We start from the raw sequence: 14,910 nt of genomic DNA on the forward strand, positions 1-14,910 counted from the left end.
GTCGATGTCTGTTGCGGCTAAAGCACAGGTACATTGCAGACCGCGGCAGAAATGCGGCACGAATGGGGATGACTAAGACCAATTGTTCAACACGCGTTAATTATTATTAAGCCACTGTGAATGGTAAACCGAATACTAACAACGCGTTGACCATATAGTGGAAGCAAGCAGGGAACGCGCGACATATCCTAAGGTTCCAGACAAAATGCGGCCACAATCTGTCACGGTCCTTCGCTTGCTCGTTCCGGGCTCGCGTGCTTAAGCCTTGCAGCACACTCCACGGAATGGACCAGGCCGGTGCCGCCGCTTTCTATATTCATTATTGCTCGGGATGAAGCCGACAGAATCGGCCGCACCATCGCCGCCGTGCGAGAGTTGAGCGATGACATCGTCGTGATCGATTCAGGCTCGACCGATGGCACGCAGACAATCGCCGAGCAATGCGGTGCCCGCGTGATCTTCAATGCGTGGCCGGGTTACGGTCAGCAAAAGCGCTTCGGGGAAGACCAGTGCCGCTATAACTGGCTCCTCAACCTGGATGCCGACGAAGTCGTGCCCAGGGAGATGGCCGTCGAGATAGCGGCGCTCTTCGCTCATGGCGATCCGCCTGCGGATGCCTACAGGACGCGCATCGCCGAGATATTCCCTGGCGAGCGCGCGCCGCATCGTTTCACCTATGCCTTGTCGCCGGTTCGGCTCTACCGGAAGGACAAGGGACGCTACTCGCCTTCGCCGGTTCACGACCGCGTCGATCTCTCTCCGGATGCCCGCATCGGCAGGCTGAAGGGCACGGTGCATCATTACTCCGTGCGTTCGCTCGGCGAGCAGATGGCGAAATTGAATAACTACAGCGACGCACAGGCCGACGATCTCGACAAGCGCGGCGAAACCCTTTCGGTATTTCGGCTGGTCGCCGAGTTCCCGGCCAATTTCGTCAAGGCCTATATTGGCCGGCGTCACGCCCTGCGCGGCGTCTATGGCTTCATGACCGCGATGAACTACGCCTTCTACCGCTATTTGCGCGCAGCCAAACATTGGGAACGGCGCCTCAAGCGTCACTCCGATAAAGATGCACGCAATGGCTGAGGTTGCGCTCGTCACCGGTGGAGCACGCCGGATTGGACGCGCCATCGTCGAGCACCTTGCGGATGCGGGCTACGCGGTTGCGATCCACTACCGCACATCGCACGTCGAGGCCGAAGCGCTCGCAGCGGACGTGCGCGGTCGGGGCGGCAAGGCGATCACCGTCGCTGCCGACCTGGCCGATCCCGCGGCGGTCGACACCATCATTCCGGCCGCCGAAGCAGCGCTTGGGCCGGTGACCCTTCTGGTCAACAGCGCCTCGAGTTTTCTGGTCGATGACATCCGCACGATCGATGTGCCGACCTGGAACCGGCAGTTCTCGACCAATCTGCGCGCGCCCTCTGTGCTCTCCGGCGCGATGGCCAATCATCTTCCCGCGGATCGAGAAGGCTGCATCGTCAACATTATCGATCAGCGGGTCTGGAAGCCGACCCCGGAGTATTACTCCTATACCTTGACCAAATCGGCGCTTCTCACGGCAACGACCACGATGGCGCAGGCACTCGCGCCGCGGATTCGCGTGAACGCCGTCGGGCCAGGGCCGACCTTTCCGAATCCGCAGGACGGCGAGGCCTTGCTCGCACGCGAGGCCGCGGGATCGCTGCTGCAAAGGAAGGTCGACGCGGCGGATATCGCCGGGGCGGTGCTCTATCTCGCCCGCGCCCGATCGGTCACGGGGCAAATGATCGCCGTCGACAACGGCCAGCACCTGGCCTGGCGAACCCCTGATATCGTGACCTGACGCCCCACCCCACGTCATCTGCAAGACGTTGAGCCGACAGGCAGCCGGGCTCGTCAGTCACGCAGGATGGCGACGCCGCGCGAGGCGCGCGACGTCGCCACTGTAACGCTCAGGCTGCGGCCTTGTTCTTGATCGCGCCGATGATGGCGGTCAGAATCGCGCCGCCAGCGCCGCCAGCGATCAGGTTTGTCAGGATACCGCCGACACTGAGATTGCCGCCCGCCGCCGCCGCCGTGATGGCTGGCAACACGATGGGTACCAACTGGCCAAGAACGCCGCCGCCGACCAGACCGGCGATGGTGTTTCCGAGAGTTCCGAGATCGAAGCTGGACGAGGCTTTACCCGCAGCATTGCCACCCAGCGCGCCTGCGACGAGGCTGATCAGAAGCTGTTCCATGAGACCCCCAAAGCCATGATGCATGGCCTTGGGAGGATGACTCCGCCCGTTTCTCGAAGCAACCTGAGATTGAACCGGCCGAAAGCCGGCCTATTTCGGTCGCGTCAACGTGATCGCCGAGATCAGCCGGCCGTAATCCGGCTCCTGCCGATGCGTCGTGCGGCGATAGCTGAAGAAGCGCTGTTCATCGCCATAGGTGCACAGGCCGAGGTCGATGAAGCGGCCGATGCCGGCCTCCTGGGCCTTGAAAGCGATGAAGGCAGGCAGATCGAACATGGCGCGCGCAGGATGCTCCGAGGCGTGGAAGAAGCGCGCATAGGTCGCATTCTCCGACTTGAAGCGCTCGATGAATTCCGGCCCAACCTCATAAGCCTTGGCGCTGATCGTTGGCCCAAGCACCGCCAGGATGCGTTCGCGACGCGCGCCGAGCTTTTCCATCGCGGTCACAGTCACGCCGACAATCCCCGTGAATGCCCCCTTCCAGCCGGAATGGGCGGCGCCGATGACGCCCGCCTCGCTATCGGCGAAGAGGATGGGTCCACAATCAGCGGTGGAAACGCCGAGCGCCACGCCGTGAGCCGTGGTCACCATGGCATCGGCCTTCGGCTTCTCCCCGAGCCACAGGCCGGTGACGAGCGCTGCATCCGCGGAATGGACCTGGTGCACACTGACGAGATGCGTGGGCTCGACCTCGAGGTGAGCCGCCATCCGCGCCCGGTTCTCGGTAACATGCGCCTTGTCGTCGTCCGAGCCGAGGCCGCCATTGAGCGAGGCGTAGATGCCCGAGGATACACCGCCCTCGCGGGTGAAGAAGGCATGCGCAATGCCGTGTTCGGCGGAAAGATCGGGCGAAGTGATGAACATGGCGGGTTCCGGCTCAGGCGTCAGCCCTGCTCTGGCATCTGATGAAGGTCAAATCCGGGCAGCAGCGGCAGTCGTGAATCCGATAATGCCAGAACCTTGAACAATTCACCCATCTCGGTCGCGCCAATGGCGGTGAGCCGTGCGAAAGCCGCCTGGATCGCCTCCGCCTGCTCCGGCCGTGCTCTGCCGCAGAGCGCCTGCGCACGTTCCGCCAGCCCGAGCGCCAGCAGGAAATCGCGCTGCGTCGCCGGTCCATGCGCCGCAGCCCCGGCCCGCCACGCAGCCTGCGCCATCCGTTCGAAATCGACATGAACCGTGAGGTCGGCCTCACCGGTATCGGCAAGCGGATCAACCATTCGATGCCGATGGACCGCCTGAAGCGTATCTCCGAAGCCTGAACGCCCGGAACCGTAGTCGATGAACAGCGCAGCGCCGCCTTGCTCGGCGAGATGGCCGCCCACCGTCGTCACGACATCAAGCGCTGCGGTCGGCTGTTCGAAGATGCTTCCCTCCGGGGCGGCAATCCCAAGTGCACGCTCTGGCGCATGGGCGAGCCCGAATGCCAGCTCGCGTGCGGCATTGATTCCGACCAAACGTTCGCGCCAGCCATCTCCCACGCGCACGAATTGATCGAGCGGCAGCGCGTCGAGGAACTCGTTGGCGAGCAGGATCGTCGGCCCCTTCAGCGCAGTCCCGATGCTGTCGTGCCAGACCGGCTCGGTCGCGGAAGCCAAGGTCCGAGCCTGGGCTTGCCGCAGCACGGGGCTCATCTCGACGAGATGCACGGAGACCGCCTCGCGGAAACCCGGAACGATCCGCGCGGCCCGCAGCACATCGGCCATCAACGTGCCGCGGCCCGGTCCAAGCTCGATGAGGCGCAAGCTCGCAGGCTCGCCCATCATCCGCCAGACCGCACCGGCCCACAGCCCGATCAGTTCCCCGAACATCTGGCTGATCTCGGGCGCCGTCGTGAAGTCTCCCTCGGCACCGAAAGGGTCGCGGGTCATGTAGTAGCCGTGACGGGGATGGCCGAGGCAGAGCGCCATATAGCGCGAGACGCTGAGCGGGCCCTCGTCCTGGATCAGGCGGATGATCTCCGCCTTGAGCGCATTCACGCGCCAGCCCGTCTGGAGCGCAGCGCCAGATAGAGCCCGGCGAGGAAGAGCGGCACGGACAACAGCATGCCCATGGTGATGCCCCCGCTCAGCGCATCGACACTTCCGCCGAACAGGAAGCCGAGCTGCGGATCTGGCTCGCGGAAAAACTCGCAGACGATGCGCGCGACCGCATAACCCATGCCGAAGACACCCGCGACGAGGCCGGGTCGCTTGAAGCCGCCAGCCCGGACGACGAGCGCGAGCAGGATGAAGAGGAGGATCCCCTCCCCCAGCGCCTCATAGAGCTGGCTCGGATGGCGCGGCAACGGCCCGGCATTGGGAAAGACCATGGCGAAGGGCAATCCCGGTGCCGGCCGGCCCCAGAGCTCGGCATTGATGAAATTGGCGATGCGCCCAAGGAAGAGCCCGATCGGAACGACGGCGGCGGCGAGATCGAAGACGCTCAGCGCCGGGTGCCCGCGCCGGCGCGCAAACAGGAACAGCGCCGTCGCCGCCCCCAGCAACCCACCATGGAACGACATACCACCCTGCCAGATCGCGATGATGTCCTGCGGCCGGGCGAGATAGCGCTCAAGGTCGTAGAACAGCACGAAGCCGATGCGCCCGCCGAGCACCACGCCGAGCGCGACCCAGAGCAGCATGTCGTCGAGCTCTTCTGCCGCGGGGTGCTTCGAGCTCCCCCAGAGCGCAGGAGACGAGACCAGCCGGCGTGCATACCACCAGCCGCCGATCAGCCCCACGACATAAGCGAGGCCATACCATTTGACCGACAGCGGTCCGAGTTGCAGCGCGACCGGGTCGATCACCGGGAAGGGGATGGCGAATACGGGCATGGGCAAAGGTCCGGTGGCGGAAGTCGCAGTCTCGCTCAGGCGGTTGCGCACCGCCCACCACGCGTCATCCCGGGCGACCCAAGGGACGCTCGGGAGGACTGCGCGAAGGAAAACCTGCCGCGACATGGCCGGCTGGAGGCGAAGTGGTCAAGCAAAAAGGGCGCCGGTATGCACCCCGCCTGCCCTGCTCAGACCTTGATGATGAGCTTGCCGAAATTCTTCCCGTCGAGCAGACCGATGAACGCCTCAGGCGCCTGGGCGAGGCCCTCCACGATGTCCTCCTTGTATTTCAAGGCGCCTCCGGCGATCCAGCCGGACGCCTCCCGTTCGAAGGCCGGGCGCTGCGCGACGAATTCACGCTGGATGAAACCACGGATCGTCAGACTCTTGGTCAGGACCTGGCGCATGACGATGGGCAGCCGGTCCGGGCCCTCGAAATCGCCCGTGCTGTTATACTGCGCAATCAGCCCGCAGACAGGAATCCGGGCAAAGCCGTTCAGCAGCGGAAACACCGCGTCCCAGACCTTGCCGCCGACATTCTCGAAATAGACGTCGATGCCATTCGGACAGGCCGCTGCCAGTTGGTCGGCGAAATCGGGAGCGCTGTGATCGACGACGGCATCGAATCCGAAGGTCTCGCGGATGAAGGCGCATTTCGTCTCGCCACCCGCGATCCCGACGGCGCGCGCGCCCTTGATCCGCGCGATCTGCCCCACCGCCGATCCCACAGGCCCGCTGGCGGCTGCCACGACCACGGTCTCCCCCGCCTTGGGTTGGCCGATCGTCAACAGGCCGGCATAAGCGGTGAAGCCTGGCATCCCGAGCACGCCCAGCGCGGTCGTGATTGGCGCGGCGGCCGGATCGATCTTGCGCAGATGGGCCCCGTCGGCCACCGCGTAGGACTGCCAGCCGGAATGTGAAAGCACGATATCGCCTGGCCTGAAGTCGGGGTGGCGGCTCTCCAGAACCTCCGCAACGGTGCCGCCTTCCATCACCTGACCGATCGCCACCGGAGCGGAATAGGATTTCTCATCGCTCATGCGCCCCCGCATATAGGGGTCGAGCGAGAGATAGAGGATGCGCAGAACCACCTGGCCGTCGGAAGCCTCCGGAATCGCAGCGTGCTCGAGCCTGAAATCGCTGGGGCGGGGCCGGCCGACCGGGCGAGCGGCCAGAACGATCCTGAGATTATCCTGTTGGGGCATGGGGTTTCGTCCTCCCTCGAGCGCGTCGTTTGGATTGGTCAATTCATATGGGAGCAACGTTGCTCCGGGAGCACCACCTCACCCGTGCATTTTGCCACAGGGCGGAGCACGCTCCTGACATGACGAAACGCCTCGGGCATCTTACATCGGGCTCATGAATCGCCAGCGCACCGACGACCTGCCGGAAGACGAGATCGAGGACGAGGAGGACAGCCTCCCGCTCCCCGACGCAACCGTCGATGCCGGCGAGACAGCCCCCTCCGAACTGAAGCACGGCATCGAGGTCATCGCCGGGTTCGCCAAGCACCTGCCGAACAAGCCCGGCGTCTACCGTATGTTCGATCGGGCCGGCGAGGTGCTCTATGTCGGCAAGGCCAAGAGCCTGAAGAATCGCGTCACGGCCTATGCGCGCGGGCTTGCCCATACCAACGCCGTCGCCCGGATGATCTCCGAGACGGCGAACATGGAATTCGTCACCACGGGGACGGAAACCGAGGCGCTGCTGCTCGAATCCAACCTGATCAAGCAGCTCAGGCCGCGCTACAATGTCCTGCTTCGCGACGACAAATCCTTTCCCTATATCCTGCTGACGGGCGACCACCCTGCCCCGCAGATCGCCAAGCATCGCGGCTCGCGCCAACGCAAGGGCGATTATTTTGGGCCGTTCGCATCGGTCCAGGCGGTGAAGCGCACCATCGACGCACTGCAGAAGGCGTTCCTGCTGCGCTCCTGCTCCGACAGCTATTACGAGAACCGAACGCGGCCCTGCCTGCTCTTCCAGATCAAGCGCTGTGCCGCGCCTTGCACGGGCGAAATCTCGCATGCCGATTATCAGGCACTGGCTGATCAGGCGCGCGATTTCCTGTCAGGCCGTTCCTCGACCGTGAAGCGGACGCTGTCGGAGCGGATGCAGGCGGCGGCGGAGGCTCTCGAATTCGAGCAGGCGGCGCGCTACCGCGACCGGCTGGCGGCGCTCTCTGCGGTCCAGGCCGGCCAGGACATCAACACCCAGGGCGTCGAGGAGGCGGATGTCTTCGCCATCGATGAGCAGGCCGGGCATTTCTGCGTCGAGATCTTCTTCTTCCGCAACCACCAGAACTGGGGCAATCGGGCGCTCTTCCCTCGCGCCGACAAAAGCCTCACGCCCGCCGAAGTCCTGGCCTCCGTCGTCACCCAGTTTTACGACGACAAGCCGCCGCCACGCCTCGTGCTGCTCTCGCATGAGGTCGAGGAGATCGAACTGATCGGCGAAGCGCTCTCGGCTCGCGCCGGCCGCAAGGTCGAGATCGCGGCGCCCAAGCGTGGCGAGAAATTCGATCTCGTCGCCCACGCCCGGAAGAACGCGCATGAGGCCCTCTCCCGCAAGCTCGCCGACAATGCCGGGCAGCAGAGTCTGCTTGTCGCGCTCGGCGAAGCCTTCGGGCTGCCAAGGCCGCCGCGCCGCGTCGAAGTCTACGACAACTCCCACATCATGGGGACGAACGCGGTCGGCGGCATGATCGTCGCCGGCCCGGACGGTTTCATGAAGAGCCATTACCGCACCTTCAACATCTCCTCCGACACCATTGCCGGCGACGATTTCGGCATGATGCGGGAGGTGCTGAAGCGGCGGTTCTCGCGATTGGCGAAGGAGAGCGTGGCAGCGGAGGGCGGCGACGCCGTCGATCTCGCAGCGGCCGAATCTCCTGCCCCGCCCCCCGAGGCTCAGGACGAAACCGCCTTTCCCTCGCGCCCCGATCTCGTCATCGTCGATGGTGGCAAGGGCCAGTTCGAGGCCGCGCGCCTGATCATGGCCGAATGTGGTGTCACCGATATTCCACTTGTGGCCATTGCCAAGGGCGCCGACCGAAACGCCATGCGCGAGACGTTCTTCATGGCCGGCAAGGAGCCGTTCAAGCTGCCACCGCGCGACCCCGGCCTCTATTTCATCCAACGCCTGCGCGACGAGGCGCATCGTTTCGCCATCGGCACGCATCGCGCCAGACGCAAGCGCGACATCACCAAGAACCCGCTCGACGAGATTGCGGGCATTGGCCCTTCGCGAAAGCGGGCGCTTCTGCTGCATTTCGGCACGGTCAAGGCGATCCAGCGCGCCAAGCTCGACGACCTGATGCGCACGCCCGGCGTCAATGCCGCCACCGCCAAGGCGGTGCACGATTTCTTTCACGATGCGTAGGGCTCGTACACGCCTCGCGGGATTGCGTGTTGACGCTGTCACAAGCGCGCTGCTTTGGTGTTTCCCGTGACGATTCTTCCAGATGCCATCAGGCGGCGGGGCCCTTGGTCCCTGCCAAATTTGCTGACCTACGGCCGGATCGCAGCGATTCCGGCGCTGGTGGCGCTGCTATTCTGGCCGCGCGACGACTGGATGCGCTGGATCGCGTTGGCGATCTATGTCGCGGCGGCTGTGACGGATTATCTCGACGGGTGGATCGCCCGGGCGTGGAGCCAGCATTCGGCGATCGGCCGGATGCTCGATCCGATCGCCGACAAGCTTCTGGTCTGTGCCCTGCTGCTGATGCTTGTCGCAGACGGCACGATCTATGGCTGGTCGCTCTGGGCGGCCATCGTCATCCTCTGCCGCGAGATCCTGGTATCGGGCTTGCGCGAGTTCCTGGCCGAGCTGCAGGTCAGCGTTCCCGTCAGCAAGGTGGCGAAATGGAAGACTACGGCGCAACTCCTGGCGCTCGGCTTCCTCGTTGCCGGCCCCGCCGGCGACAAGGTTCTGCCGTATAATACGCAGATCGGCATCGTCATGCTGTGGCTGGCGGCAATCCTGACCATCTATACCGGGTGGGATTATCTTAACTCCGGAATCCGCCATCTGGTGGATGAGGATGAGCGCGCATCATGATCGACAGTCTGGCCGAGACCCGAACCCTGAAGCTCGTCTATTTCGCCTGGGTCCGCGAACGCATCGGCGTTGCGGAAGAAACCGTGGAGGTGCCCCACGAGGCACGGACCGTGGCTGACTTGGTGGATTGGCTGAGAGGGCGCGACGAAGGCTACGAGATGGCCTTCGAGAATGCCGCGATCGTGCGCGCCGCCATCGACCATGTCCATGTCAAGCCGGAAGCCTCCCTCACAGGCGCCCGAGAGATCGCCTTCTTCCCGCCGATGACGGGCGGCTGAGGCAAGCCGGGCCCACGCCATGACTCCGGTCGTCCGCATCCAGCGCGAGGATTTCGACCTCAACGCCGAGGTCGCGGCGCTGACCCGCGACCGGACCGATATCGGCGCCGTCGTCACCTTCGCCGGGCTTTGTCGCGATGAAGGTGGCAAACTGGCAGCGCTCGAGCTCGAGCATTATCCCGGCATGGCCGAGGCCGAGATCGGGCGCGTGGCAGCGGAGGCAGTCGAGCGCTGGCCGCTCAATGGTCTGGTCGCCATCCATCGTTACGGGCTGATCAGGCCGGGCGGGCAGATCGTGTTGGTGGTCGCCGCATCACGCCATCGCCGCGCCGCCTTCGAGGCAGCCGAATTTCTGATGGACTATCTCAAGACCCGGGCTCCCTTCTGGAAGCGCGAGCACCTGAGCGACGGCACCATCGGCGGATGGGTCGAAGCCAAGGCCGACGATGATACCGCCGCAGCACGCTGGAACTGAATGAATGTCTGGCCGACCGAAGCCCCCGCTGATCTCCGCAGTCGGCATAGCCACTCTGCTCGGCCTGGGCCACGCGCAAGCCGCCGAAACCGGCACCAGGACCTTCCTTGACTGGATCGGCGCATGCGACAATCTCAAGGCTGCACGGCCCTGTCGCTGCCAGCGGAAGCAGCGAGCGATATCGGCTTCCTGAAGCTCGAGCGCTCGGCCGGACCGGCCGGCGCAGCCTCGCTCTCCCTCCGTCTCAGAGGCGAGCAACTCAAGGCGCCGCTCACCGTACAATTGCTTCTGGATGGCGCCCCCTTTCCTGCCGCAGGCAAGAGCCTGGCCGCCCGTCGCGATGGTGAGGACAGCGCAACCCTTCTGCTGTCCGACGCCGATACCGAGGCCCTCGTCGCCGCAGCGCGAAAGGCGACCCGGCTGACGGCCAAGCTTGCCGGCAAGAGCTATGACATCTCGCTCGCGGGTTCGGTCGCCGCCATGCTCTGGATCGACGAACAACAGGGCAGGCTTGGCGGTACGAGTGCACTGATCCGCAAGGGCCCGGCCACGACCGTGCCTGCGGCGCCGGCCCTGCCTGTAATCGCCGCGCGGGCGACTGCCGGGTTTCCTGCGCCCGACGCGAAGGCGACGAAGGCCATGGTGGTTGCGCTGCGCAAGTACCTCAAGCAGCGCGACCCCGACCTTTGCGACGACGGCGGCGACGCGGACTCGGATTCCGACAGCGTCTGGTCGCTTGACGCCTCTACGAAGCTGGTTGGCCTGCTCTGCTCGCGCGGCGCCTACAATGTCACGACCGGCTTCTGGAGCGTGACCGGCACTGATGTCGCGAAGGCCAGGAAGGTCGCTTTCCCTCAGCCCGGCGCCAACAGCGACAATCTCCTGATCAATGCCAGCTTCGACCCAGCGACCGGACAGGTCGGCTTCTTCGGCAAGGCCCGCGGCATCGGGGATTGCGGCAGTGCCGGCAAATATGCCTGGACCGGCTCGGGCTTCGTTCTGACCGCCTTGAGCGAGATGCCGGAATGCCGCGGCGTGGACCCGGAGGACTGGCCGACGCTTTATCGGAGCGACGTGAAGCTCGCCAAATAGCAAAAGGCCCGGTCTCTCGACCGGGCCTTTGTTCGATCGCTCAAGCTGCCTTGGAGGCTGGCCTCACCGCAGCGGAATAATCTTCCATGATCACCTTGCCCATATTGCCGGTGATGAACTTGTAGGGCCCGATTTCGGAGACCAGCGTCACCTCGGCGGCCGAGCCGGTGATGAAGCATTCCGAGAAGCCCTCGAGTTCCTCCGGGCGGATGCGCCGCTCGACCACCTCGAAACCGCGCGCCCGGCACAGATCGATCACGGACTGGCGGGTAATGCCATTCAGGAACCTGTCGGCGGTCGGGGTGTGAACCACGCCATCCCTTATGAAGAAGATATTGGCGCCGGTGCATTCGGCGACATTGCCTTCCCAGTCGAGCATCATCGCGTCGGCATAGCCGGCCCGCTCCGCCTTGTGCTTGGAGAGCGAGCAGATCATGTAGAGTCCCGCAGCCTTGGCATGGACCGGCGCGCAGGCCGGGTCGGGACGGCGGTAATCGGCGACGTCGAGGCGCACGCCCTTCAGCTTCTGGGCCATGTCGAACATGCTCGGCCACTCCCAGACCGCGATCGCGGTATGGATGCGGTTGTTCATGCCGGACACGGCCATCATCTCCGAGCCGCGCCAGGCGACCGGGCGGAGATAGGCATCCTTGAGGCCGTTCTCCTTGAGGCAGAGATATTTGGCCGCGTCGATCTCGGCGACCGAATAGGGGATCGTGAAATCCATGATCTCGGCCGACTTGTGGAAGCGCTGCGAATGCTCGGTGCACTTGTAGATGACGCCGTCATAGGAGCGTTCGCCCTCGAAGACGCAGGAGCCGTAATGCAACCCGTGGGTCAGTACGTGCACCTTGGCGTCCTTCCACGGCACGAGCTTGCCGTCGAACCAGATCACGCCGTCGCGCTGGTCGAAAGGAATGACAGACATGGGGCAACTCCTCTGCGAGTCTTCATGCGCCGAACTGGGCCACAAGGCCGTAGGGCGCGCAAGCACTGAACAATTACTGCGCTGCAGCAACCGAAAGCGACATAATCAGTCGCCCCGGATGCTTGACCGGTAATCTTCCGTCTGAGATATGTCAACATAGCTGACGTAAAATATGGAGCGCCTCGTGACTGACACGCAAGTCCGATCGACCGATGCGCCCCGGCCTGCGCCCGCCGAGGACGTACCCTACGACCTGATCGAGCTCTTCTTCTTCGCCTATCGCGATTTCGTCAGCGACCCCGATCGCATCCTGGCGGATTACGACTTCGGCCGGGCCCACCACCGCGTGCTGCATTTCGTGCAGAGGCGCCCGGGCCTGACGATCGCCGAACTGCTCGACATCCTGCAGATTACTAAGCAGAGCCTCAATCGCGTACTGAAGGAGCTTGTCGAGACCGGCTTCGTCGAGTCCCGCATGGGCACGCAGGACAAGCGCCAGCGCAACCTCTATCCGACGGAGACCGGCAAGGAGCTGGCCGTGAGGCTGGCGCGTCTCCAGGGCAAACGGATCAATGCGGCGCTCAGCGCCGTCGGCCCCGAGGCAGGCGAGCAGGTGGCGCGCTATCTCGCGGGGTTGATCGATCCCGCCGAACGCAAGAAGGTACTGGGCTTTCTCGCTGCGCCGGTGTGAGCTGCGCGGCGAAGAGCATCCAAGCCGGACATGGCACCGTCGCCAAACCGGGGGATCCTGGTCTCCCGGCGGCGGGGATCGCGCTCCGGCTACGAAGAGGACCAAGCCCGATGACCGCAGCCAAGGCCCTGAAGCCGGTCCCCGACGAGGCCCCGCATATCCTCGTGGTCGATGACGACCGCCGCCTGCGCGACCTGCTGGCGCGCTTTCTCGGCGATCACGGCTACCGTGTCACCACTGCCGCCAATGCGGCCGAGGCCGATTCGCGCCTTGCCCATCTCGTCTTCGACGCCATCGTGCTCGACATCATGATGCCCGGCGAGAACGGCTTCGACTTTGCCCGTCGTTTCCGCGGCGGTTCCAATGCCCCGATCCTGATGCTGACCGCGCGCGCCGACAGCGCCGACCGCATCAACGGGCTGGAAATCGGCGTCGATGACTATCTCACCAAGCCTTTCGAGCCGCGCGAGCTCATCCTGAGGCTTGGCAACATCCTCAAGCGAACCATCGTCGTGGATGCTCCGCAATCGGGCAGCCACCCTGATTTCGTCCGCTTCGGCCCCTTCATCTATGGTCTCGCCCGCGGCGAATTGCGCCATGGCGAGGAAACGATCCGGCTCACCGAGCGCGAGCGCGAGATCCTGACGGCCCTGGCCGAGCGCGCGGGTGAGCATGTTCCGCGCGAACAGCTCGCGGCGCAGGGCTCGGCGGCCAATGACCGCACCATCGACGTCCAGATCAACCGGCTGCGCCGCAAGATCGAGCGCGACCCGGCAGACCCGCTCTATCTCCAGACCGTTCGGGGTGTCGGCTACCGGCTGGTCACGGATCGGGGCTGAATCGATGCAAATCGGCGCGCGTGGCATGCGCTTGGCTCAGGCCGTCGGCCTCGGCCTTCGGCGGGTCGGGGCCGCGGTGGAACATGTGCGGGTCGGGCTCGCACGCATGCTCAGGCCCGTGCTCAAGCTCGGCGGTCGGCCGCTGCGGATGATCGGCCGCTACATGCCGAAGGGCCTGTATCCGCGCGCCCTCGTCATCGTCATTGCGCCGGTCGTGCTGCTGCAGTCGGTCATCGCCTATGTCTTCATGGAGCGGCACTGGCAGACGGTGACGCAACGCCTGTCCTCGGCCGTCTCGGCCGACATCGCGGCGCTGATCGACGTCTATGAGAGCTATCCGCAGGATGCGCAGGCAAGCGTGCTCAGTCGCATCGCACTGGAGCGCCTCGGCCTGGATGTCGACATCATCCCGGACGCCGATCTGCCGCCACCGGGCCCCCGCCCGTTCTTCTCGCTGCTCGACAGTGCGCTCTCGACGGAACTGAGCCAGCAGGTCGCACGCCCCTTCTGGCTCGATACGGTCGGCCGCTCCAGCCTGATCGAGATCAGGGTGAAGCTCGGGCCGAATGTGATGCGGGTACTGACGCGGCGCAGTCAGGCCTATGCCTCGAACAGCCATATCTTCCTGATCTGGATGATCGGCACATCGTTGATCCTGCTGACCATCGCCGTGCTGTTCCTGCGTAACCAGATCAGGCCGATCCTGCGCCTGGCCGACGCTGCGGAGGCATTTGGCAAGGGACGCGACTCCGATTTCCGGCCGCGCGGCGCGCGCGAGGTCCGGCGTGCCGGCAACGCCTTCATAGAAATGAAGCGCCGCGTGGAACGCTCGGTCGGCGAGCGCACGACCATGCTCAACGGCGTCAGCCACGACCTGCGCACGATCCTGACTCGCTTCAAGCTTTCACTCGCACTGCTCGAACGCTCATCGGAGATCGACGCGCTGGAGAAGGATGTCGACGAGATGAGCCGTATGCTCGAGGACTATCTCGCCTTCGCTCGCGGCGACGTCGGCGAGGCTGCGGTCGAGACCGATATCCGCGCCCTTCTGGAAGATCTGAAGGTCAATGCCGAACGGCAAGGCCATCAGACCGAGCTCGAAGTCGTCGGCGACCCGCTGGTCGTGATTCGGCCGGACGCGATCCGCCGCCTGCTGACGAATCTCGTCTCCAACGCAGCACGCTTCGGCGATCGCATCGCCATTCGTGCTACCCACGACGCCCGCTATCTGATCGTGATGATCGACGATGACGGCCCAGGCATCCCCGCCGGCTTGCGGGAGGATGTTTTTCGTCCGTTCTTCCGGCTGGATGAGGCCCGCAATGTCGACAGCGGCGGCACAGGCCTCGGTCTTGCCATTGCCCGAGACATCGCCCGGGCCCATGGCGGCGACATCATCCTGGCGGACTCACCGCTGGGCGGCCTGCGCGCCACCGTCCGACTTCCGGTCTGATCTGCGCGACATCACGCCCCGTGGACTCGCGGGGGAGCGCTGTCGTCTCGGCCATCGC

The 14,910-nt window shown here is 64.8% G+C and carries 16 protein-coding genes; 10 read left to right on the plus strand and 6 right to left on the minus strand.

What is annotated here, in order from left to right; genetic code table 11:
* Nucleotides 1-297: 297 nt before the first annotated feature.
* A complete protein-coding gene (locus AC1DIO_RS03330; RefSeq protein WP_113512250.1) occupies nt 298-1,086 on the plus strand; it encodes a glycosyltransferase family 2 protein in 789 nt (262 codons plus the stop codon).
* Nucleotides 1,079-1,825 (plus strand): SDR family oxidoreductase, encoded by a 747-nt coding sequence (locus AC1DIO_RS03335; protein WP_441489486.1) that lies wholly within the window; start codon nt 1,079-1,081, stop codon nt 1,823-1,825. Before AC1DIO_RS03330 ends, AC1DIO_RS03335 begins: the two co-directional genes overlap by 8 nt.
* Before the next feature lie 109 nt (nt 1,826-1,934).
* Here AC1DIO_RS03335 and AC1DIO_RS03340 read toward each other — a convergent pair whose 3' ends face one another.
* The 5 genes from AC1DIO_RS03340 to AC1DIO_RS03360 all read right to left on the minus strand — a co-directional run bounded on the left by AC1DIO_RS03340 (nt 1,935) and on the right by AC1DIO_RS03360 (nt 6,242).
* Nucleotides 1,935-2,222 carry a hypothetical protein gene (locus AC1DIO_RS03340; protein WP_476853097.1) on the minus strand — a complete coding sequence of 96 codons (288 nt, stop codon included), beginning with the start codon at nt 2,220-2,222 and terminating at the stop codon, nt 1,935-1,937.
* 90 nt (nt 2,223-2,312) lie between these two features.
* Nucleotides 2,313-3,086 (minus strand): peptidoglycan editing factor PgeF, encoded by a 774-nt coding sequence (pgeF, locus tag AC1DIO_RS03345; RefSeq protein ID WP_476853098.1) that lies wholly within the window; start codon nt 3,084-3,086, stop codon nt 2,313-2,315.
* A gap of 20 nt (nt 3,087-3,106) precedes the next feature.
* Nucleotides 3,107-4,201: a class I SAM-dependent methyltransferase gene (locus AC1DIO_RS03350; RefSeq protein ID WP_476853099.1), complete on the minus strand. Its 1,095-nt coding sequence runs from the start codon at nt 4,199-4,201 to the stop codon at nt 3,107-3,109.
* The gene (gene lgt, locus AC1DIO_RS03355) at nt 4,198-5,037 is read right to left on the minus strand and encodes a prolipoprotein diacylglyceryl transferase (RefSeq protein WP_476853100.1); all 840 of its coding nucleotides are present in this window, start codon (nt 5,035-5,037) and stop codon (nt 4,198-4,200) included. The genes AC1DIO_RS03350 and lgt overlap by 4 nt, the downstream gene beginning before the upstream one ends.
* 188 nt (nt 5,038-5,225) lie before the next feature.
* The gene (locus AC1DIO_RS03360) at nt 5,226-6,242 is read right to left on the minus strand and encodes an NADP-dependent oxidoreductase (protein WP_476853101.1); all 1,017 of its coding nucleotides are present in this window, start codon (nt 6,240-6,242) and stop codon (nt 5,226-5,228) included.
* Between the two features lie 154 nt (nt 6,243-6,396).
* Between AC1DIO_RS03360 and uvrC the strand changes: the two genes are divergently transcribed.
* The 5 genes from uvrC (at nt 6,397) to AC1DIO_RS03385 (ending at nt 10,941) form a co-directional block, all read left to right on the plus strand.
* Nucleotides 6,397-8,418 carry an excinuclease ABC subunit UvrC gene (uvrC, locus tag AC1DIO_RS03365; protein ID WP_476775198.1) on the plus strand — a complete coding sequence of 674 codons (2,022 nt, stop codon included), beginning with the start codon at nt 6,397-6,399 and terminating at the stop codon, nt 8,416-8,418.
* 66 nt (nt 8,419-8,484) lie between these two features.
* Nucleotides 8,485-9,096 carry a CDP-diacylglycerol--glycerol-3-phosphate 3-phosphatidyltransferase gene (gene pgsA / locus AC1DIO_RS03370; RefSeq protein WP_043232683.1) on the plus strand — a complete coding sequence of 204 codons (612 nt, stop codon included), beginning with the start codon at nt 8,485-8,487 and terminating at the stop codon, nt 9,094-9,096.
* Between the two features lie 26 nt (nt 9,097-9,122).
* A complete protein-coding gene (moaD, locus tag AC1DIO_RS03375; protein WP_476824173.1) occupies nt 9,123-9,374 on the plus strand; it encodes a molybdopterin converting factor subunit 1 in 252 nt (83 codons plus the stop codon).
* 19 nt (nt 9,375-9,393) lie between these two features.
* Nucleotides 9,394-9,849 carry a molybdenum cofactor biosynthesis protein MoaE gene (locus AC1DIO_RS03380; RefSeq protein WP_476853102.1) on the plus strand — a complete coding sequence of 152 codons (456 nt, stop codon included), beginning with the start codon at nt 9,394-9,396 and terminating at the stop codon, nt 9,847-9,849.
* Between the two features lie 123 nt (nt 9,850-9,972).
* On the plus strand, nt 9,973-10,941 hold the full coding sequence (locus AC1DIO_RS03385; RefSeq protein ID WP_476853103.1) for a DUF1176 domain-containing protein: 969 nt from the start codon (nt 9,973-9,975) through the stop codon (nt 10,939-10,941).
* Between the two features lie 40 nt (nt 10,942-10,981).
* Here the strand turns inward: AC1DIO_RS03385 and AC1DIO_RS03390 are convergent, their stop codons facing one another.
* Nucleotides 10,982-11,869: a branched-chain amino acid aminotransferase gene (locus AC1DIO_RS03390; protein ID WP_476853104.1), complete on the minus strand. Its 888-nt coding sequence runs from the start codon at nt 11,867-11,869 to the stop codon at nt 10,982-10,984.
* Nucleotides 11,870-12,041: 172 nt separating this feature from the next.
* On the opposite strand from AC1DIO_RS03390, the gene AC1DIO_RS03395 reads away from it, so the two are divergent.
* The 3 genes from AC1DIO_RS03395 (at nt 12,042) to AC1DIO_RS03405 (ending at nt 14,852) form a co-directional block, all read left to right on the plus strand.
* On the plus strand, nt 12,042-12,560 hold the full coding sequence (locus AC1DIO_RS03395; protein ID WP_441505193.1) for a MarR family winged helix-turn-helix transcriptional regulator: 519 nt from the start codon (nt 12,042-12,044) through the stop codon (nt 12,558-12,560).
* 110 nt (nt 12,561-12,670) lie between these two features.
* Nucleotides 12,671-13,399 carry a response regulator gene (locus AC1DIO_RS03400; RefSeq protein WP_069879638.1) on the plus strand — a complete coding sequence of 243 codons (729 nt, stop codon included), beginning with the start codon at nt 12,671-12,673 and terminating at the stop codon, nt 13,397-13,399.
* A 106-nt stretch (nt 13,400-13,505) separates the two neighbouring features.
* Nucleotides 13,506-14,852, plus strand: a complete 1,347-nt coding sequence (locus AC1DIO_RS03405; protein ID WP_441489652.1) for an ATP-binding protein — start codon at nt 13,506-13,508, stop codon at nt 14,850-14,852.
* Nucleotides 14,853-14,910: the final 58 nt, after the last annotated feature.

This window comes from Allobosea sp. 05T439 (assembly GCF_056396005.1).